Source organism: Anoxynatronum sibiricum (assembly GCF_039414295.1).
Lineage (GTDB): Bacteria > Bacillota > Clostridia > Peptostreptococcales > Tindalliaceae > Anoxynatronum > Anoxynatronum sibiricum.
Genome location: NZ_JBCITM010000003.1, coordinates 264,208 through 283,423 on the forward strand (window position 1 = coordinate 264,208; position 19,216 = coordinate 283,423).

General features: G+C 48.0%; 18 protein-coding genes and 1 riboswitch. Of the genes, 16 read left to right on the top strand and 2 right to left on the bottom strand.

The annotated features are described in order from the left end of the window. Positions 1–34: 34 nt before the first annotated feature. The 15 genes from nth to AAIG11_RS04990 all read left to right on the top strand — a co-directional run bounded on the left by nth (position 35) and on the right by AAIG11_RS04990 (position 16,699). On the top strand, positions 35–670 hold the full coding sequence (nth, locus tag AAIG11_RS04920; protein WP_343185181.1) for an endonuclease III: 636 nt from the start codon (positions 35–37) through the stop codon (positions 668–670). A 42-nt stretch (positions 671–712) separates the two neighbouring features. After that, the gene (pilM, locus tag AAIG11_RS04925; RefSeq protein ID WP_343185130.1) at positions 713–2,893 is read left to right on the top strand and encodes a pilus assembly protein PilM; all 2,181 of its coding nucleotides are present in this window, start codon (positions 713–715) and stop codon (positions 2,891–2,893) included. Further along, the gene (locus AAIG11_RS04930; RefSeq protein WP_343185131.1) at positions 2,859–4,304 is read left to right on the top strand and encodes a VanW family protein; all 1,446 of its coding nucleotides are present in this window, start codon (positions 2,859–2,861) and stop codon (positions 4,302–4,304) included. Before pilM ends, AAIG11_RS04930 begins: the two co-directional genes overlap by 35 nt. Positions 4,305–4,306: 2 nt before the next feature. Next, positions 4,307–5,005: a DUF2225 domain-containing protein gene (locus AAIG11_RS04935; RefSeq protein WP_343185132.1), complete on the top strand. Its 699-nt coding sequence runs from the start codon at positions 4,307–4,309 to the stop codon at positions 5,003–5,005. Then, positions 4,998–5,540: a methylated-DNA--[protein]-cysteine S-methyltransferase gene (locus tag AAIG11_RS04940; protein WP_343185133.1), complete on the top strand. Its 543-nt coding sequence runs from the start codon at positions 4,998–5,000 to the stop codon at positions 5,538–5,540. Before AAIG11_RS04935 ends, AAIG11_RS04940 begins: the two co-directional genes overlap by 8 nt. Next, positions 5,513–6,121, top strand: a complete 609-nt coding sequence (gene cobU, locus AAIG11_RS04945) for a bifunctional adenosylcobinamide kinase/adenosylcobinamide-phosphate guanylyltransferase (protein WP_343185134.1) — start codon at positions 5,513–5,515, stop codon at positions 6,119–6,121. Before AAIG11_RS04940 ends, cobU begins: the two co-directional genes overlap by 28 nt. A gap of 47 nt (positions 6,122–6,168) precedes the next feature. Further along, entirely contained in the window at positions 6,169–6,903 is a 735-nt protein-coding gene (cobS, locus tag AAIG11_RS04950; RefSeq protein ID WP_343185135.1) for an adenosylcobinamide-GDP ribazoletransferase, read from the top strand. Positions 6,904–6,956: 53 nt separating this feature from the next. Further along, the gene (locus AAIG11_RS04955; protein WP_343185136.1) at positions 6,957–7,595 is read left to right on the top strand and encodes a histidine phosphatase family protein; all 639 of its coding nucleotides are present in this window, start codon (positions 6,957–6,959) and stop codon (positions 7,593–7,595) included. A gap of 43 nt (positions 7,596–7,638) precedes the next feature. Then, positions 7,639–7,822: riboswitch (cobalamin riboswitch) on the top strand. An 81-nt stretch (positions 7,823–7,903) separates the two neighbouring features. Next, complete coding sequence (locus AAIG11_RS04960; protein ID WP_343185137.1) at positions 7,904–8,863, top strand: ABC transporter substrate-binding protein; 960 nt, start codon at positions 7,904–7,906, stop codon at positions 8,861–8,863. Next, positions 8,864–9,904, top strand: coding sequence for a FecCD family ABC transporter permease (locus tag AAIG11_RS04965; protein WP_343185138.1), 1,041 nt, complete (start codon positions 8,864–8,866; stop codon positions 9,902–9,904). A gap of 31 nt (positions 9,905–9,935) precedes the next feature. Then, the gene (locus tag AAIG11_RS04970) at positions 9,936–11,207 is read left to right on the top strand and encodes an ABC transporter ATP-binding protein (protein WP_343185139.1); all 1,272 of its coding nucleotides are present in this window, start codon (positions 9,936–9,938) and stop codon (positions 11,205–11,207) included. After that, entirely contained in the window at positions 11,191–12,762 is a 1,572-nt protein-coding gene (locus tag AAIG11_RS04975; RefSeq protein ID WP_343185140.1) for a cobyric acid synthase, read from the top strand. Before AAIG11_RS04970 ends, AAIG11_RS04975 begins: the two co-directional genes overlap by 17 nt. After that, positions 12,759–13,703 (top strand): adenosylcobinamide-phosphate synthase CbiB, encoded by a 945-nt coding sequence (gene cbiB / locus AAIG11_RS04980; RefSeq protein WP_343185141.1) that lies wholly within the window; start codon positions 12,759–12,761, stop codon positions 13,701–13,703. The genes AAIG11_RS04975 and cbiB overlap by 4 nt, the downstream gene beginning before the upstream one ends. Before the next feature lie 29 nt (positions 13,704–13,732). Then, complete coding sequence (gene cobD, locus AAIG11_RS04985) at positions 13,733–14,830, top strand: threonine-phosphate decarboxylase CobD (RefSeq protein ID WP_343185142.1); 1,098 nt, start codon at positions 13,733–13,735, stop codon at positions 14,828–14,830. A 96-nt stretch (positions 14,831–14,926) separates the two neighbouring features. Further along, a complete protein-coding gene (locus AAIG11_RS04990) occupies positions 14,927–16,699 on the top strand; it encodes a 5'-nucleotidase C-terminal domain-containing protein (RefSeq protein WP_343185143.1) in 1,773 nt (590 codons plus the stop codon). Positions 16,700–16,857: 158 nt separating this feature from the next. Here the strand turns inward: AAIG11_RS04990 and AAIG11_RS04995 are convergent, their stop codons facing one another. Next, positions 16,858–17,709, bottom strand: coding sequence for a DegV family protein (locus AAIG11_RS04995; protein WP_343185144.1), 852 nt, complete (start codon positions 17,707–17,709; stop codon positions 16,858–16,860). A gap of 203 nt (positions 17,710–17,912) precedes the next feature. Between AAIG11_RS04995 and AAIG11_RS05000 the strand changes: the two genes are divergently transcribed. Further along, positions 17,913–18,410, top strand: coding sequence for a QueT transporter family protein (locus AAIG11_RS05000; protein WP_343185145.1), 498 nt, complete (start codon positions 17,913–17,915; stop codon positions 18,408–18,410). 65 nt (positions 18,411–18,475) lie between these two features. Here the strand turns inward: AAIG11_RS05000 and AAIG11_RS05005 are convergent, their stop codons facing one another. Continuing rightward, positions 18,476–19,213, bottom strand: coding sequence for an MBL fold metallo-hydrolase (locus AAIG11_RS05005; RefSeq protein WP_343185146.1), 738 nt, complete (start codon positions 19,211–19,213; stop codon positions 18,476–18,478). Between the last annotated feature and the right edge of the window lie 3 nt (positions 19,214–19,216).

The following is a 19,216-nucleotide window of genomic DNA, read 5'->3' on the forward strand; positions in this document are numbered from 1 at the left end:
GAGTTCGGGAATGAAACTAAAAAAAGTAGCGCTGCTGAAGAAACAAGCTGTTTCAGAGGCCCTTGAAATTCTGGAAGCCACTTATCCATCGGCAGAAAGTGAGCTGGATTTCACTAACTCTTTTGAATGTCTGGTGGCCACCATGCTGTCGGCCCAGTGCACCGACCAGCGCGTTAACCTCATTACCGCCACACTTTTCAAAGAAATCAAAGGGCCTGAAGATGTGGTACAATTAAGTGAAGAAGAGTTACAGCAGAAAATCCGAAGCTGCAACTACTATAAAACCAAGAGCAAGCATCTGCTGGCTGCCTGCCAACAGCTATTGGCTCAACACAATGGGTTCATTCCCAATAACCGGGAAGCGTTAATGGCTTTGCCCGGAGTTGGCAGAAAAACAGCTAATGTGGTCCTCAGCAATGCTTTTGGTGTACCGGCCCTGGCTGTCGACACACATGTTTTCAGAGTGTCTAACCGATTGGGACTTGTACGTGCAGGGGATCCGCTTGAAACTGAGCAACAGCTGATGAAAACTGTTCCCCGTGATAAATGGTCAGCAGCACACCACTGGCTGATTCTCCACGGGCGTCGAGTCTGTCATGCCCGCAAACCCAATTGCATCAGCTGCCCACTCAACCATCTGTGTCCCACCTTTACAGTATCTAAACAATAATGGCAATGAGCGATATCAGCATCGGCGAAGGAGGTATATCCTGTGAAAAGAAGAAAGTCAAAAAAATCCGGTCAGGCACCAAGCCTCTTCGCGCTTGATATCGGTACCCGAAGCGTGGTTGGCATGCTGGGACACTTGCATGAACGGCGCCTGGTCATCGATCACACCGCCATGATTTTTCATGAAAGTCGCGCCATGTTTGACGGCCAGATTCATGACATTGACAAAGTGGCTCAGGTGATTAAGCAAGTAAAGCAGCAACTTGAAAAAAGATCAAAGCAAACCCTGTCGGAAGTGACGATTGCTGCTGCCGGTCGAGCTCTGCAAACAGTGACACTTGAATGGGAAACTCAACTGGATGAATTGCAGGCAGTGACACAGGCACAGGTGCATCAACTTGAACTTGAGGCACTCCAACAAGCGCAATATATGCTGCAGGAAGATCTTCAAGAGGACACCCGATATTTCTGTGTGGGTCACTCGGTGATTCATTATGCCATTGATGGTGCTGTTGTGACCAATCCCACCGGACATCACGGCCGTCGCATCAAAGTGCATCTAATTGCCACTTTTTTGCCCAAAATGGTAGTGGACAGCCTTTATACGGCTGTTTCAAAAGCAGGTCTTGAGGTAGTGTACATGACCCTCGAGCCTATTGCAGCTATTGAAGTGGCAGTCCCGGAAAACGCCCGGTTGCTGAACATTGCCCTGGTGGATGTGGGAGCTGGCACTTCCGATATGGCCATTACCCGTGATGGAACGATTATTGCTTATGGCATGAGCGCGGTGGCAGGAGATGAAATAACAGAATTACTGGCCAAAGAAGAAATGCTGGATTTTGATGGAGCCGAGCAACTGAAGTGTCGTTTGAATATGGAAGAAAGTCATTATTATACCGATATATTTGGTTTTCAGCAGGAAAAAAGCACCCCCGAGCTACTGAAACAGATTCAGCCAGCCATTCAGGTGGTGGCAGGAGAAATTGCAGCCGGTATTCTCGAAAAAAACGGAAAAAAACCCAGTGCTGTGTTTCTGATTGGTGGAGGCAGTCAAATTCCAGGATTACCTCAGGCGCTGGGTCAGCAGTTGGAGTTACCGCCGGAACGAGTGGCGGTACGTCATATAGGACAGATTGCAGATTTGGAGTATAATGCTTCACTTGATCTTGGCCCTGAAGGTGTCACTCCTATAGGGATTCTTAAAAAGGCGTTGGTGGCACGGCAAAAAGACTTTTTTGAAGTGGAAGTCAATGGCCGCCAGGTACGCATGTTTCAGACCCGGCGACTGTGCATCAAAGATGCACTGGCAGCTGTGCAATACGACCCGCAGCAGTTGGTACCCCGCAGGGGTGAAGGCATAGATGTGACAGTGAATGGTCAGTCCATGCGGCTTTATGGCGAATACGGTGAAGCGGCAGTTATATTTTTGAATGGACAGGCTGCCAATCTTGAATCAGAAATTCATCAGGGAGACAAGATCTTGATTCAGCCAGCCACTTCAGGAAAAAAACGACGGGCGCTGATTAAAGAGGTGGTACCGTCGGAAATGATCTGTCAGGTGGAAGGCATAAAACGCTCACTGATTGTGAATATGACTTTGAACGGCCAGCAGGTGGAACGAAGTGACATCTTACTGAATCAGGGAGATGCCATTGGGTATGATACATTATATACAGTTGAAGATTGTTGTCAGTTTTATCAATTGACTGGTAATGCATCAGATTTTCGTGTCAATGGAATGCCTGCAACTGGAAGAACATCCCTGCAGGCGGGAGATGCATTGGAAAATGTCAATCGTTCATCGGACACGATCTCAGCAAATGCGTTTGAAGCAAAACCAGTAAAGGCAGCTGACCCACTACACAATGAAAGAAACATCGAGAAGATTGAGCCATCAGCAGCCTCGAGTTTGGAAAACCCGAAGGTAACAATGGAAGCTGACATCATGCGTTTCAACATCCAGTACAATGGCGCGCCTTTAACCATTGAAACTGAGAAAAAAACACTGGTGTTTATTGATCTGTTTGATTATGTTGATTTTGACCGAAGTGATGTTCAGGGGAAATTGGTTCTCACCCATAATGGTCGTCCGGCGGAGTATACTGCCGTCATTAACAGTGGGGATGATATTTGGGTATACTGGGACCAGGAAACTTATGCGGCATCATCGGGAAAGAAGGGGTCGAAAAATGACGCAGGAAAGCTCACAAAAAACAACCATTAAAAAAGTAATTCTGGGAATTGGCCTGGGTATTTTAACAGGTCTCATTGTAGCAGGTGCAGCCACTGGTGTTTTTGTTCATCGCACCCTCAGTCAGCCCACCATCTATGCCACGGTACTGATTGAGGGATTGCCGGTAGACGGCCTGACGAGTGATGAAGCCAAAGATCAGCTGGAAGCACATATGGCTTCCCGTATACAGGAGTCGACTTTGACATTCAGACATAATCATCAAGAGTGGGAGATGCCTTACACTTCGCTGGGCTTTCATTATGATTATGATCAGGCAGTTCAGGAAGCAATGGCACTTGGCCGCAGGGGAACAATGCTGGACCGGATGACTGATATCAGGCGGATGCGTGAGCAACCGGTACGATTGTTTCTTGACCATGGCTATGAAGAGATGCAGCTGAGAGGTTTTCTTGAAGACATTGCTCAGGAAATATTTATTGAACAGTATCCGGCAGAAATACGCAGGGAAAACGGTGCTTTTATAGTTTCGCCTGAAAAACAGGGCCTTTCCCTGAATTTGGAAGAAACCCTTCAGCAGGCTCATCAGCGAATGACAAATCTTGAAGACACCCCAGTGCATCTGGTTGTGACAGAGCACTTCGTGTATCCAACAGCTGCAGACCTGCGTCAGATCGAAACGGTGATCAGTGAATACAGTACCACTTTCAATGCTGGTGATGCAGGACGAACAGCTAATTTGCGTCAGGGATCCAGCAGTATTGACGGTAAACTATTATTACCGGGCGATGTTTTTTCTTTTAACGAAACCACCGGGCCCCGTATTGCTTCTGCCGGTTACCAGGAAGCACCTGTGATTCTAATGGGAGAACTGGTGCCGGGGATAGGAGGTGGCATTTGCCAGGTTTCCACCACCCTTTACAATGCAGTGATACGTGCAGACCTGCAGGTGGTGGAGCGCACCAACCATTCACTGCCTGTGTCGTATGTGCCTCGTGGACAGGACGCCACAGTAGCTTTTGGGTCCCTCGATTTTCGTTTCGCCAACAATGAAGATAGTCCCATTTTTGTTGAAAGTGAAGTGAGGGGAAATCGTCTATATGTTCGCATTTTCGGAAAAAGTGCTGACCGACCCGACATTGAACTGGCCTCCCAGGTGGTACAAGTTGTTGAACCCTCCAGTGAAACCCGTTATGACAATACCCTGTACGAAGGTGAAACACAGGTGGAGAGGGAAGCCAAAACTGGTTATCGAGTTGTGACACACAAAATATATCGGGAAAATGGCCGGGAGATTCGGCGCGAAGAAATTTCACGGGATTATTATCGGCCTGTGAATGGTATCATTTTACAAGGAACGAAACCCCGCCCAGTCAATGACTGGTTTTTCAGTGAACCGGAAGAAATGCCCGGCGGGCAGGAATCATCGTATCAGGGAGGTTGATCATGGACAAATACTTATACGACAAGGACTTGATGTGTCCTGTCTGCAGTAAAAAATTCACCACCAAAAAAGTGCGACTTCGCAAAATACCTGTGGACAAAAAAGACCCGGACTTTCATATCTGGTACAAAGACATCAATCCCATTTTTTATAATGTATGGGTCTGTCCCAATTGTGGATTTAGTGTAACAGAAAGCGAGCATAAACCATTAAACTTGGATCAAAAGGGTTTGATTCTTAAACAAATCAGTTCAAAATGGCAGAAACGAGATTTTGGCGGTGAACGAACCCACGCACAGGCCATTGAAACCCATAAACTGGCAATGCTCACCGGTACGTTGCTGGGCAAAACAAATGGATATCTGGGGAGTTTATGCTTGCGACTGGCATGGCTCTACCGGGAAGCCGAAAACAAATCCCTTGAAAAAGTACACCTGAAACACGCCCTCGATCATCTTGAAGTGGCTTACACCAATGAATCTTTTCCCGTTGCAGGACTGGATGAGATATCTTTAGCGTATTTAATTGGTGAACTGAAACGCATGCTGGGCGAGCCAAAAGAAGCGATCTTCTGGTACAACCGGGCCTTGGAACACCCGGATATAAAGCACAAGCGGCTGATTCAACTGAAGGCACGGGATCAATGGCAAGCAGCCAAAGAAGAATATAATCTGCTTAAGGAGCGGATGAAAGATGCCTAAATACTATTACGGATCAATTGACTGGAACCAGCAGCCGGTGACACTGATTGCCTCAGAAACTGGTTTGGCCGCCTTGGAGTTCAAACGACTGGCAGATATGGATCTTTGCAGATTTGAAGAAAAACCGATGGAAGATTCGGTAAGAATAACCCCTTACCTGAAACAGGTAGAAGCTTACTTTAAAGGGAAACAACATCAGTTTGACCTGCCTTTGGATTTTCAGGGAACCGACTTTCAGATGCGAATCTGGCGTTTTTTGACCACCATTCCCTATGGAAAAGTGGCCAGCTATCAACAGGCCGCCCAAGCTGCAGGCAATGAAAAGGCAGTGAGAGCAGCTGGTATGGCCAATAACAAAAACCCTATTTCGGTTGTGATCCCCTGTCATCGTGTGGTGGGAAAAAATGGTTCGCTGACAGGCTATGGTGGAGGCCTTCAGATTAAAGAAGCTTTACTGAAACTTGAGGGCATTCAAATTGATGAAGGACGCATCAGGGAGGCATCTGTATGGTTGAAAACACCGGCATCACGCTAGTCACTGGAGGTGCACGAAGTGGCAAGAGTCGTTTCGGCGAAGGTCTTTTTAAGAAGAAAAGCGACAAAGTGCTCTACATAGCCACGGCAAAAGCCTATGATGACGAGATGCGGCTGCGCATTCAACGTCATCGGCAGCAAAGACCGTCTTCCTGGGAAACGCTGGAAGCCTATTATGGGTTTCGCCAATGCCTTCCAGCCTGGCAGGGAAAAGTGGAAGGTATTATATTGGACTGTATCACATTGATGATCACCCATCTCATGCTGGAAAATGCTCCCGAAAACTGGGAATCATTGACACCGGAAGCACTGACTGCATTGGAAGCCCGTGTTGACAGAGAGATGAATGAGTTGGTGAAAGTTCTCCGGGAGATGCAGGTGCCAGCGGTGTTGATTACCAATGAGGTGGGCATGGGCATAGTTCCCGGTGACAAAATGTCCCGGGATTTTCGTGATATTGCAGGCAGGGTGAATCAACGCCTGGCAGAAGCGGCTGATCAAGTGTTTTTGGTGGTTTCCGGCATTCCCCTCTGCTTGAAGAATGCCGCATCAACCGACCCCACAACCCTGTCAATCGATTGAATCTGTCTGCAGCTTATGCGCTGGAGAAAATGAAGGGGTGAGACGGGATGTTCAACAGATTTTTACATGCCCTCCAGTTTTTAACGATTCTTCCAGTTCCCACTCAATCAGTGTCAGATGATACCTACCATCAAACCATGGGATGGTATTCCGCTGCAGGCATCGTCATTGGATTAATGACGGCCGGCATTTACTGGCTGATAGTTCAACAGTTACCAGTGCAGATGGGTGTGCTGACAGCCCTTTTCTTCCAATTTTTCTTGACAGGTGGTTTGCATTTGGATGGTTTGGCTGATACCTTTGATGGGTGCATGAGTGGCCGTGATCGAAATCGCAAACTGGAAATTATGAAAGACAGCCGATTGGGGACTCATGGAGCCCTGATTTTACTTTTTGTTCTGCTGTTTAAACTGACTGCATACACAGCTCTGCCTGGTCATCTGCGAGTTACCTGCCTGGTTCTCGCACCTGTTATGGGAAGACTGGCGCTGGTGTTGGGTGCCTGGAAAAGTGTATATGCCCGTGAAAATGGGCTGGGAAATCTATTCATTGGGAAGATCACTTTGTTTGAGGTTATTTTGGCACTGGGAGTGTGCATGGGAGCATTAGTGGCGACCCGTCAAATTGCTATGGGAGGTGCACTCCTGGCGATACTAATGACAGTTGCGCTTGGACGCCATATTATCACTCGTTTGCTTGGCGGCATGACAGGCGATACGCTGGGTGCGCTGAGTGAAATATCAGAAGTTGTATTTTTGATGATAGTCTTGCTGGCTCATTGAATTGAACAGGGCATGCATATCATAATCAGACAACATCAAGAGGAGTGAAACAGATGAAGATCATGCTCATCAGGCATGGTGAAACCAACCACAACCTGGAAAATCGAATGAGTGGCTGGACAGAAGCAGTTCTCAGTGACAAGGGAATCCGGCAGGCAGAAGCACTTGGAAGATGCCTGGCAGGAGAAAATCCTGATAAGGTCATCACCAGCGGCATGAAAAGAACTGATCACACAGCACAACTGGTCTTTCCCACAGCATTGCAGCAAAATCGGATAGAGATCATGGAAAATCTGAAAGAAATGCATTTTGGCACCTTAGAAGGAATGACCATGGATGAAATTCGCGATCAACATACCGATGAATACACACAGCTGATGGAAAAACGTGGCCGGTATACATTTCCGGGTGGGGAGAGTCTATACAGCTTTCACCATCGGGTAAGTGAAGCGGCGAAGGAACTGTTAATCTGTTCAAAAAAAGCAAATGCCTGCCAAATAGCCGTTGTGGCACATTCCGGCACGATTCGAAGTCTGCTGGCTCACTGGATTGCCAATGACTGGCAGGCTCACTGGCGTTTTCAAATTGACCACTGCAGTATCAGTGTGATTTCTTTTCATGACACATTTCCCGTCTTGCAAGGATGTAATGATACTCACCATCTTACAGATCTGAATGATTTATCGGGTTGACAGTGAAGTGTTTTCAATGGTAGGCTGAGATTGATTTCAAACTGAATATATTTAACTCAAGAGTGATGCTTGTATGGAAGCAGAGAGGGAAGCTGGTGTAAATCCGGCACGGTCGCGCCACTGTGAGGGGGAGCTGGCTGCACAAGTCACTGGAGAACTACTTCCGGGAAGACGCAGCACAGGCAATGAACCCAAGTCAGGAAACCTGCTCATGAAATAATGACGGCTTGCCTGCGCGAAACAGGTGACTGGTTTTTTTGTGATGAAGACGGATAACTGAAGATGAATCGAGAAACGAGGAGAACGATATGGGAAATCGACGACGGATGAATAAGGGCTGGCGGTGGGCATTGATTTTACTGGCGGTGGGGCTTTTTATAAGCGCCTGCAATGCTGCCGATCAGCATTTGGAGACAGATCATCATGAAGAGCCTGAAAGAGAATCCGGCGTTGACCTTCAGATTTCAGAGACGCATCCATTACGAATTGTATCGCTGTCACCCAGCCAGACAGAAACATTATTTGCGCTGGGATTGGAAGAACAGATCATTGGCGTTTCCGACTATTGTGACTACCCGGCGGCGGCACTTGAAAAAGAAACGTTGGGAAGTTCTTGGACCATTAATCTGGAACGAATCATTGAACTGGCACCTGATCTGGTGTTTACCTTCTCAGGTGGGCAACCGGAAGCAGTGAATCAAATGACTGCCATGGGAATCACGGTGATTGATATGACACCGGAATCTGTTGAAGCAGTATTTGAGTCAATTATCGAAACTGGAAGACTGACAGAAACAGAAGCGACGGCAACGGCGCTGGTGGATCAGCTAACCACCGAAATGGATATGATTGTTGGAAAAGTCAGTGAATTGCCGCGAGTTCCCGTTTTTTATCAAGTGTGGGATGAACCATTACAAACAGCTGGTCCGGGGTCTTTTATCCATGAACTGATACAATTGGCCGGCGGCGAGAATATCGCGGGAGACGCTGAAGGTGCGTATCCCATGTATAGCGTGGAAGCGCTGGTGGAAAAAAACCCAGCCATCTACTTTATGCCGCCACATGTGGCAGATTTCGACAGTATGACTGAAGCTGCAGCAGAAGCTTATCGGGATGAAGTGCGCCGGCGACCAGGTTACGATCAGATTGCTGCTATTCAGAATGACCGTATTGAACTGATGGAGCCTAACATTGCTTCCCGGCCGGGGGCTCGTATTGTTGAAGCATTACGCCTTTTTGCAGAAGCCATTCATCCAGAGGTGTTCTAAATGAGGCAAACACATCGCCGTTCATTGATTTTTACAGGTCTTATGGGTGTGTTGATCATGGCTGTTGTGTTGGCAGCTTCTGTGGGAGCTGCCGCCATTGCTCCTGGAGACGTGCTGCGAGTGATTGCCTCCTATCTCCCCTGGCTGGGAGATCGGGTGGATGTTTCTTCGGTATCTCTGGCCCATGAATCCATCCTGCTGCACATAAGACTGCCTCGCATTGCCCTTGCTTTTCTGGTGGGAGGCAGTTTGTCAGTTGCCGGATCAGCAATGCAAGGGATGCTGAAAAACCCTATGGCCGATCCCTTCATTATGGGAACATCATCTGGTGCGGCGCTGGGGGCGGCTGTGGCCATTGTGCTTCGGTTGAATCAAAGCCTGCTTGGTTTTGGAGCGGTTTCGATGATGGCCTTTGCAGGTGCACTGCTGGCAACAAGTATTGTGTATCGGCTGGCCCGAGTTGGTGGCCGGGTGCCGGTAACGGCATTGTTGTTGGCTGGCATTGCCACCGGTCAGTTTTTCACGGCCATTCTGTCATTTCTAATGGTAATGGCCTCACGAGATGTGAACAGTATTGTATACTGGACCCTGGGCAGTCTATCTTCCAGGGGATGGCAGCATGTGGGCCTTGTGGTGCTTCCGGCATTGTTTGGAACCGCTGTGCTAATGTTCTATTCACGTGATCTGAACCTGTTGCTGCTGGGTGAAGATACAGCTGCCAACACAGGGGTGCCGGTGGAACGGGTTAAACGGGTACTGCTTATCACCAGCACTTTGATGACTGCCTTTATGGTGTCTGTCAGTGGCATTATTGGCTTTGTGGGTTTAATTGTTCCCCACGCCACCCGGTTTTTCACTGGGCCCGATCATCGCTTCCTCATTCCTGCTTCGGGGCTGGCCGGTGGTATTTTTTTAATAGTGGCAGATACGCTTTCCCGCACCGTTATTGCGCCTACTGAATTACCGGTGGGTATTCTAACAGCCATGGCGGGTGCTCCCTTTTTTATTTACCTGTTACGCCGGTCAAAAAAGATCTCGTAGAGATCTCTTCAATGGGTGAGGATGAAGCTTCATGGGAAAAACCATTCAATTAAACAACCTTTCATTTGCCTATAATGAAAGACAGATTCTGAAAGCTTTGAATCTGGTCATTGGACGAAAGACATTTTTATCCATCATTGGTCCCAATGGCAGTGGCAAAACCACACTGCTAAAAAATATTGCACGAAACTTAAAGCCTACCGACGGCGGCATACTCATTGACCAACGGGCACTGGAAACATATGGCAGTGCCGAACTGGCCCGGGAAATGGCAGTTGTTCACCAGCAGACAGATATCGGGGCTGCCTTTACCGTGCATGATGTGGTGATGATGGGAAGAAATCCGCATCTGACCCGTTTTCAGCAGGAAGATGCCCATGATCGTCAAATAGCAGATCAGGCAATGCAATGGACCAGCGTAGATCATTTGGAAGAGCGATTAATCAATGAAATCAGCGGTGGTGAGCGTCAGCGGGTGATGATTGCAAAAGCATTGGCACAGGAGCCAACGCTCCTGCTGCTGGATGAACCCACGTCTTTTTTAGACATCCATCATCAAATTGAGATTTTAGAGCTGCTGAAAAAACTGAACCAGGAAAAAGGGATTTCTGTTATTGCAGTGATCCATGACCTCAACCTGGCGGCTCGGTACAGTCAGGAGGTTTTACTACTCCATCAGGGAAAGGTGCTGGCACTGGGAGCGACAGAAAAAGTGATGACAGCTGCAAATCTGGAGCAGGCCTACCATATGGAGATGATGATTGACCGTAATGCTTACACCGGGAGTCTGCAAGTCTGCCCTGTATCACTGCGGCAACGAAAATCCCGCACACAATGCATTCATGTCATCGGTGGCGGAGGAATGGGAAAAGAAGTGATTCAGCGGCTTCATCAGGATGGCTGGCAGGTTTCCCTGGGAGTGGTCAATAAAGGAGACAGCGATGCAGAGCTGGCCACAAGGCTGGGAATGACCATCATTGAAGAAGAGCCTTTCTCAGATATCCAGGCGACAACACTTCATTCAGCAGCTATTGCTGCCAACAAGGCCATGGCAGTGATCCTCACCAGCATTCCCATTGGCCGGGGAAATCTGGCAAACATTCAAATGGTCATGGAGCAGCAGAAGAGTGGAAAAACCGTCATTCATTACAATACCTATCTCCCTCATGTTGATTTCGATTATGTGAAAGGTGAAGGAGCGCGATTATTGGAAGAAATGGCTCTGGCAGGGATGGAAAGTACCAATGATTTAGATCAACTCATGGCTCAATTGGAGGCGATGGCGCATGAAGCAGAAGCATAAACCGAACCTCATGTTACAGGGGACGGCTTCCTCGGTGGGAAAAAGCATTTTAACAGCTGCGTTTTGCAGGATTTTCAAAGAAGATGGTTACCGGGTGGTACCCTTTAAATCTCAGAACATGGCATTAAATTCATACATTACTGAGACAGGGCTTGAAATGGGAAGAGCTCAGGTTTTTCAGGCGGAAGCAGCAGGGATAAAACCACTGGCAGATATGAATCCCATTCTTCTAAAGCCCACCGGTGAAAAAAGCGCACAGGTGATCGTGCGGGGAAAGGTGCTGGGAAATCGAAGTGCCATGGCCTATCACCAAATGAAACCATCTCTGAGAGAGACGGTCAGGGAAGCCTACGAAGCGCTGGAGGCCTCGGCAGATGTGGTGCTGCTGGAAGGCGCGGGAAGTCCGGCTGAAATCAACTTGCAGGAACATGATTTGGTGAATATGGGGATGGCTGACATGGTTGATGCACCAGTACTTTTAATTGGAGACATTGATCGGGGCGGTGTGTTTGCTTCTTTGTATGGCACCCTGTTGCTGCTTCCGGAAGACCAGCGTCATCGAGTAAAAGGGCTTCTCATCAATAAATTCCGTGGTGATCTTGAGATATTAAAGCCTGGACTCAAGCAGCTGGAGGAACTCACTGGTTTGCCGGTGGTTGGCGTGATCCCTTATGGTGACTTTGATATCGAAGAGGAAGATGGTACAGCCGAGAGATTGTCATATCGTCCGCAGGCAGCCGAATCAAATGCGTTACAGGTGGCGGTCATACGCCTGCCCCGCATTTCAAATTTCACAGATTTTCACTGGCTGGAGAAACTGCCCGGAGTCGAGCTTCGATATGTTCAACGACCTGAAGAGGTTGGTTTGCCTGATATGCTGATTATTCCCGGTACTAAAAATACCCTGGCAGATCTGGCCTGGTTACGCCATCAGGGGTTGGACCAGATGATCTGGAAGGTGCGGGAGCAGGGTGGCATGGTTTGCGGCATCTGTGGGGGATTTCAAATGTTGGGTACCTGGCTGCATGACCCCTTGCAACTGGAAAGTGATCATGGCTCCATGCCCGGACTGAACTTAATTTCTGCAGAAACTGTTTTTGAATCGGAAAAAACCACCACTCAGATCACAGGGCGAGTGAAGTGGTCTTCAGCAGTTCAGGTGAATGGAAAACATGATCAACGGTCGATTCTGTCAGACGGCTATGAAGTGAAGGGATATGAGATTCATATGGGACAGACGATGTTGAGTGAAGGAGTGGCACCCTTTGCCCAGCTCACAGACAGATCTGGCGGTCAGCGGATGGATGGTGGCATTTCTGCCGATGGGAAAGTGTGGGGCACCTATCTCCACGGCATTTTTGACAATGAGGATTTTGTGACAGCATTACTCAAATCTCTTTCTAAATCGGGTGACAGTTGGGATGTTAAAGCGATGCCATCATTTGATGTCTATAAAGAAGCTCAGTATGATAAACTGGCAGCAACTGTTAGAAATTCAGTGGATATGGCTGCTATTTACCGGATGATGAATCTTTCATCAGGAGACAAATCATGATCATATTGATTGCCTACATCCTTGATTTAGTTTTGGCTGACCCGCCTCACTGGCCTCATCCGGTTCGATGGATGGGTGTTCTCATCAGCTGGTTTGACCACCGTCTTCACTGTTCAGAACAATCCGGCCATTGGCAAATGTTCAGGGGGGGGATCATGGTTGTCCTGGTGGTGATGGCTGCAGGGGGTGCAGCCACTTTGATTCTGAAGGTGGCGTCATCGTTTCATATGTGGCTGGGTACTATACTGGCTGGCTGGCTGGCCTACACTTCCCTGTCGGCAAGAGGGTTGAAACTGGCAGCCCTGGATGTACTGATGCCACTTGAACAGAATAATCTGACCAAGGCAAGACAGGCATTATCAATGATTGTTGGACGCGAAACTGAGAACTTGACAGAAAAAGAAGTGGTGCGGGCTACTGTGGAGACAGTGGCGGAGAATTTTTCTGATGGTGTGGCAGCGCCCCTTTTTTATTTGGTGCTGGGAGGCGTTCCAATGGCTATCATGTACAAAGCAGTGAACACGATGGATTCCATGGTGGGGTATCGGAATGAGCGATACCTGTTTTTCGGACGACCGGCTGCACGGCTGGATGACATTCTTAACTGGGTACCTTCCAGATTATCGGTAGTGCTGCTGGCAGCGGGAGCCATGTTAACGGGAAACAATGCGCTTCAGGCATTGAAGATTGCCTGGAGAGATGGAAAAAATCACAAGAGTCCCAATGCTGGTTGGCCTGAGGCAGCGGTGGCGGGTGCCCTGGAGGTGCAACTGGGAGGCACCAACATATATTTTGGCCGACCTGTGGAAAAACCCACCATTGGCGATGAGCAACAGGAGTTGACCCGTGAAGCCATTCGCAAAGCTGTCGCGCTGTTGGATGCAGCTGCGTTGGTGGCGGTAATTGCCAGCATATTGAGCCTGTTGGCAATAACCTGGTAAATCTCAAATATTTAAAGGGAGTGCTTTCCATGCACGGAGGAAATGTTCATGCAATTCAACGCCAGACAGGTATTCAGATATCTACGCTGCTGGACTTCAGCGCCAATATTAATCCGTTGGGAATACCTAACGCATTACTGGAGATCATGAAAGCTTCCCTTGAAGAGTCTGTTCATTACCCAGACCCCGATTATCACCGTTTGTATGAGTCTATGGCCCGGTTTTTTCAATGCGATCAGGACCGCCTGGTGATAGGCAATGGCGCAGCTCATGTGATCCATGAGCTCTTGACACTTCTGCAGCCTCAAAAAGTACTTTTAATGGCTCCTACTTTCAGCGAATACCGACAAGCTCTTGAAAAGTGCGATACGACCATAATAACACTGTCACTGAGTTCGGAAGAAACCTTTGACCTGTCTCTTGATCAGCTGGAAAAGCAACTTCAGCAGGGAATAAATTTGTTGATTCTCTGTAATCCCAACAACCCAACCGGCAGATTAATCTCGATTTCCCAAATGAAACAAGTGCTGGCCATGTGTCGTGACCACCGGTGCCGATTACTGGTGGACGAAGCTTTCATCGACTTCACCACGAATGAATCCATTGACAGTCTTGTGAAAGAAACAGCCCATTGGCAAGAACTCATGGTGATTCGAGCCTTTACTAAAATATTTGCCATACCAGGTATTCGACTGGGGGCAGCTGTATTGGGAGATGTAAATCTGGCATCAAGAGTTCGAACGCACCTGGTACCATGGAGCGTTAATGCAGTGGCTGAAAGTATGGCGGATTTTCTCAATACACAGGAAGCAGCAAATTATCTTTCTCGTTCAGTTGCATTGGTGACAGCAGAACGGGAATGGATTTTCAGCAAACTGCAAAAAATAGCTGGATTGAAGCCAGTGCCGGGAAGTGCCAACTATCTGCTGGTTGCCCTTGATGAATCTGCTCCGCCGGTGGAGGCGTTGCAGCAATACTTGCTTCAACATGGTATTATGATACGCAACTGCAGCAACTACGAGGGTCTTCATCATCATTGGTTTCGTGTGGCGGTACGCAGACGTGAAGAGAATCAGAAACTGATTGACCATCTTAACTGTTTTTTAACACAAAATGCACAGAATTAACGGGAAAAGGTTTTTCTCTTTGAATATATTGGGTATGTATTCACTGCGTTTGTCGTGTATTTCATGAAACAACTCAAATTAAAAGGAGGATGTGTAATGATGACAGGCAAAGTAAACAGGAAGCTGCTCCTGTGGGTGATGGTGATTGCCCTGATGTTCAGCAGTTTTGGAACCCTGGTGGTATTTGCGGACGAGCACGCAGAATCGTTAATTATTTTGCATACCAATGATATTCACGGTCGGGGAGAGGCATTTGGCAAACTGGCAACACTTGTCAGCCAATATCGCGGCGGTGACCATCAGGTACTGCTCCTGGATGCAGGAGATACCTTTCATGGGATTCCCTTTGCCACGGTGCCTGAAGGTGCCAGCATTGCCACGCTCATGAATGCTGTCGGGTACGATGCCATGACCGCCGGGAACCATGACTTTAATTACGGGCAAAGTCGATTGGTGGCACTGGATGGACTGACAGATTTTCCGATTCTGGCAGCCAATGTTTACAAAGCTGATGGTACCCGATTGCTGGATCCATATGTGCTGGTTGAAATGGATGGTTTTACTGTGGGCATTTTTGGACTGGCCACGCCTGAAACCCTGTTCAAAACCCATCCAAACAATGTGACCGGACTGACTTTTGCTGATCCTGTGAGCGAAGCAGCAGCAATGGTGGAAGAGCTGAAAGATATGGCAGATGTGATTATCGCCATTGGTCATTTGGGAATCGACGAAGAAACGGAGTATGCGGCACGCAGTAACGCAGTGGCGACAGAGGTTGATGGCATTCATGTCTTTGTTGATGGTCACAGCCATGACCTGTTGGAAGATGGTATGATGGCTGGTGACACACTTATCGTCAGCGCTGGATACCATGGAAGTCACATGGGTATTGTCGAGCTGAGTATTGTGGACGGCCAGGTTGTTGAAACAATGGCAGGAGTAGTTGTTGTCAGCGGAGATGAAGAGCTTGAGGCAAATGAAGCGGTGACAGAAATCTTTGCGGCTCAACAGGCTGAGCTGGAAGAAATGTTGGCTGAACCACTTGGAAGCACAGCAGTGAAGCTTGAAGGTGAACGAGACTTTGTGAGAACCGGTGAAACCAATCTTGGAAATCTGATTGCAGATGTCCTCAAAAATGCTTCGGGAGCAGATATTGCCTTCACCAATGGCGGCGGTATCAGAGCTAGTATTGAAGCTGGTGTGATCACGCGGGGTGATGTTGTCACAGCATTTCCTTTCGGCAACAACATTGAGGTTAAAGAAGTGACGGGTGCCGTCGTGAAAGAAATACTGGAACACGGTACACGTGCCTATCCTGAAGCCAGCGGCGGGTTCCCCCACGTGGCAGGGATGTCTTATCAGATAGACCTGAGCCGTTCTGTGGGTGATCGAATTGTCAACCTGATGGTGAATGGTGAGCCCATTGATATGGAAGCAAGCTATCTACTGGCGACCAATGATTTCCTGGCAGCTGGAGGAGATGACTACACCATGTTGGGCGGACTGCCTACAGTCGCACGTATGATGGCCATGGATGAAGCGCTGGCAGATTATTTGGCAGCAGCTGGCGAAATTGCACCGGAGGTGGAAAGCCGAATCACTGTTGCAGGAGAGTTGCCTGAGGCAGTGGAAGAGGAACCCGCAATAGAAGTTCCGATGATGGATGATCATATGACAGACGAGCCTGAAACCGCACCAATGCCAATGCCTGTTTCGGAACATGGCATCCACGTGGTTCAGCCGGGTGAAGTACTGTGGCGTATTGCTCAACAACATCACACCACATGGGAGATGTTGGCAGAAATGAATCAACTTGCAAACCCGCATTTGATTTTCCCTGGACAGGAAATAGCTTATCCTGCCCATTAAAGACATTTCCTATCATCTCAAGACACGCGACAAACAAACGCAAACAAACGCAAACAAACGCCAATAAGCATTAAAAAACACAGAAACCCTCCACATTGGGAGGGTTTCTGTGTTTTTTGAGATTTCAAGAACTATATTGTACTCACATTAGCAGTTGCCTAGCGCCTTAAATAAACAATGCTAAATGTTTTGGGACCACAGTGGCTGCAGATAACACAACCAGCCTGGGTAAGCGTGATGTTGACCTCGGGCATGAGATCGACAATCTGTTGTGACAATTTTTGTGCATCTTCAGCACACATAGACTGGTTCACCACCGCCGGAGAAGCGACAATATGAGGATGATCGTGGCGAAACAACTCCAGCATTTCATTCATCAGCTTCTCGCGTTTACCCCGAACCTTGCGATTGACGATGATTTGCCCTTCCACCACCTCCAAAATAGGTCGAATACGCAACATACTGCCAACCAGATTTTCCATCGCCGAACAGCGGCCACCCCGGTGAAGATATTCCAGTGTATCAACTGCAAAGTATGTACGCACCTTGGGAACAAGGGTGCGTATACGGTCTGCCAGTTGAGAAAGGGAAAGAGATTCTTCTTGCAAAAGCATCACGGCTTTCATGACTAAAATGCCAATACCGGCAGAGAGATTAAGTGAATCAATGACTTCAATGCGATGGTCGTCAAATTCTGAGGCAGCAATGCGGGCGTTTTGAATGGTTGATGACAGCCTGGAGGAGATGCCAATAAACAAAATGTCGTCACCTGCTTCGATGGCAGGGGTAAAACGTGCCAGAAAGTCACTGGGTGAGGGGCTGGATGTCTTGGGAAAAACATCGGTCTCAGAAACGGTCTGGTAAAGCTGCTCTGGATTTAAATCAACACCGTCGCGAAAGACGCGATCGTTAAAATTGACATAAAGTGGGATCACAGCAATGTGATGTTCCTGAACAAAAGAGTCAGGCAGGTCGCTGGTACTGTCAGTCATGATGCGAATACGATGCATGAAAAAACCTCCTTCTAATGAAACACATAAATCATCTTATTATACCTGTTGAACCTAAGCGACGTCAATGAAGTAAGATTTCAAAAAAGCCTTGCCAATCAAGTGGGAACAGGGTAAGATATTCAAGTGCTTGAAACGGTCTAATATGAACCACGGTCATGTTATTTTTTCAAGATAGTAACATCGAAAGGAATGGTCTTCCAATGAAAGCAAAAACAACCTTTTGGATGCATGCAGCCATGATCGCTGCCATCTATACCGCGCTGACGGTTCTTTTTCGTCCCATCAGCTATGGGATGATTCAGGTGCGCGTATCTGAAGCTTTGACAGTTCTGCCATTTCTCACACCGGCTGCAATTCCGGGGCTGGCGGTAGGCTGCCTGATTGCCAATATCATTGGCCCGTACGGACTGATGGATATTGTGGTGGGAACAGCAGCCACTACACTGGCCGCCTTTATGTCTGCCAAAATGCGGCGCCGCTGGCTGGTCCCATTGCCGCCGGTTGTGGTGAATGCTGTCATGATCGGAGCCATGCTCTATTATTTATTTTTGGGATCGCCTGATCAGGCGCCCATATGGACAATGATGCTCTGGGTGGGTGTCGGACAAATGGCTGCCTGTTATGGGCTGGGCTACCCACTGTTACTGTTGCTGGAAAAGTATCGAAACCGCATCTTTTCTGGAGATATCGATCACTAGACACATCAATAAGAAAACCGTCCTTCCGAGTGGAGGGCGGTTTTCTTATTGCAAGGAGCATTTATTCAGTTTTTCGTGTATTCAATTTGCTGTCCGCGATGATTAAGAACAATCACGCGAGACTCGGTGTCAGCAACCTGAGTGGCAAACCGTCGGGTGACCGAAAAGTCATTGGCAAAATGCATGGGAATAAAGAGACTGGGTTTAATGGTCTCGATAAAGCAAGTGCCTGCCCAGTGATAAGCAGTTCCCAAACGAGGATCAACAGGAACAAATGCCACGTCGATTCGTTTACCCTTAAGACGATGAATTTCCTCTTTGAAATCTTTCTCTTCTTGCAGCTGCTGTTGTGGTGAGAATGATTCCCAGTGCCACCAGTTCAAGTCCCCTGCGTGAAAAAAAGACAGATGGTCTGTTTGAACATAAAACGAAACGCCTGCATCCGTTGATCCAAAAGATTCGACGGATACCTCGTTAATTTGAAGTTTTTCATGGGGTTTCATCAGGTGACAGTTTTCACGCGCCGGCAACGGCACACCGTCGCCCGCAATAATCTGAACAGCAGGATTGGATTCCTGATAATCAAAAAGCTGAGGCATGAAGTGATCCTGGTGGTGATGAGTGATGAAAAAATACACATTATCCCGTCTGGCCAGTTGATTAAAATCCAATGAGCCGGCAATAGGTTTGGTGAGCATTTCACCTGTTGGTTCAACGTAGTCAAACACTAAAAAGTGATGAAGGGTCTCAATGGAAAAGCCGCTGTGATAAAGGTGCGTAATGCAAGAACTGAGGGGTTTCATGGG

Coding starts and splice junctions, on each gene's coding strand:
- AAIG11_RS04930 (WP_343185131.1), top strand. CDS start 2,859: ATGACGCAGGAAAGCTCACAAAAAACAACCATTAAAAAAGTAATTCTG.
- AAIG11_RS04935 (WP_343185132.1), top strand. CDS start 4,307: ATGGACAAATACTTATACGACAAGGACTTGATGTGTCCTGTCTGCAGT.
- AAIG11_RS04940 (WP_343185133.1), top strand. CDS start 4,998: ATGCCTAAATACTATTACGGATCAATTGACTGGAACCAGCAGCCGGTG.
- cobU (WP_343185134.1), top strand. CDS start 5,513: ATGGTTGAAAACACCGGCATCACGCTAGTCACTGGAGGTGCACGAAGT.
- cobS (WP_343185135.1), top strand. CDS start 6,169: ATGTTCAACAGATTTTTACATGCCCTCCAGTTTTTAACGATTCTTCCA.
- AAIG11_RS04955 (WP_343185136.1), top strand. CDS start 6,957: ATGAAGATCATGCTCATCAGGCATGGTGAAACCAACCACAACCTGGAA.
- AAIG11_RS04960 (WP_343185137.1), top strand. CDS start 7,904: ATGGGAAATCGACGACGGATGAATAAGGGCTGGCGGTGGGCATTGATT.
- AAIG11_RS04965 (WP_343185138.1), top strand. CDS start 8,864: ATGAGGCAAACACATCGCCGTTCATTGATTTTTACAGGTCTTATGGGT.
- AAIG11_RS04970 (WP_343185139.1), top strand. CDS start 9,936: ATGGGAAAAACCATTCAATTAAACAACCTTTCATTTGCCTATAATGAA.
- AAIG11_RS04975 (WP_343185140.1), top strand. CDS start 11,191: ATGAAGCAGAAGCATAAACCGAACCTCATGTTACAGGGGACGGCTTCC.
- cbiB (WP_343185141.1), top strand. CDS start 12,759: ATGATCATATTGATTGCCTACATCCTTGATTTAGTTTTGGCTGACCCG.
- cobD (WP_343185142.1), top strand. CDS start 13,733: ATGCACGGAGGAAATGTTCATGCAATTCAACGCCAGACAGGTATTCAG.
- AAIG11_RS04990 (WP_343185143.1), top strand. CDS start 14,927: ATGATGACAGGCAAAGTAAACAGGAAGCTGCTCCTGTGGGTGATGGTG.
- AAIG11_RS04995 (WP_343185144.1), bottom strand. CDS start 17,709: ATGCATCGTATTCGCATCATGACTGACAGTACCAGCGACCTGCCTGAC.
- AAIG11_RS05000 (WP_343185145.1), top strand. CDS start 17,913: ATGAAAGCAAAAACAACCTTTTGGATGCATGCAGCCATGATCGCTGCC.
- AAIG11_RS05005 (WP_343185146.1), bottom strand. CDS start 19,213: ATGAAACCCCTCAGTTCTTGCATTACGCACCTTTATCACAGCGGCTTT.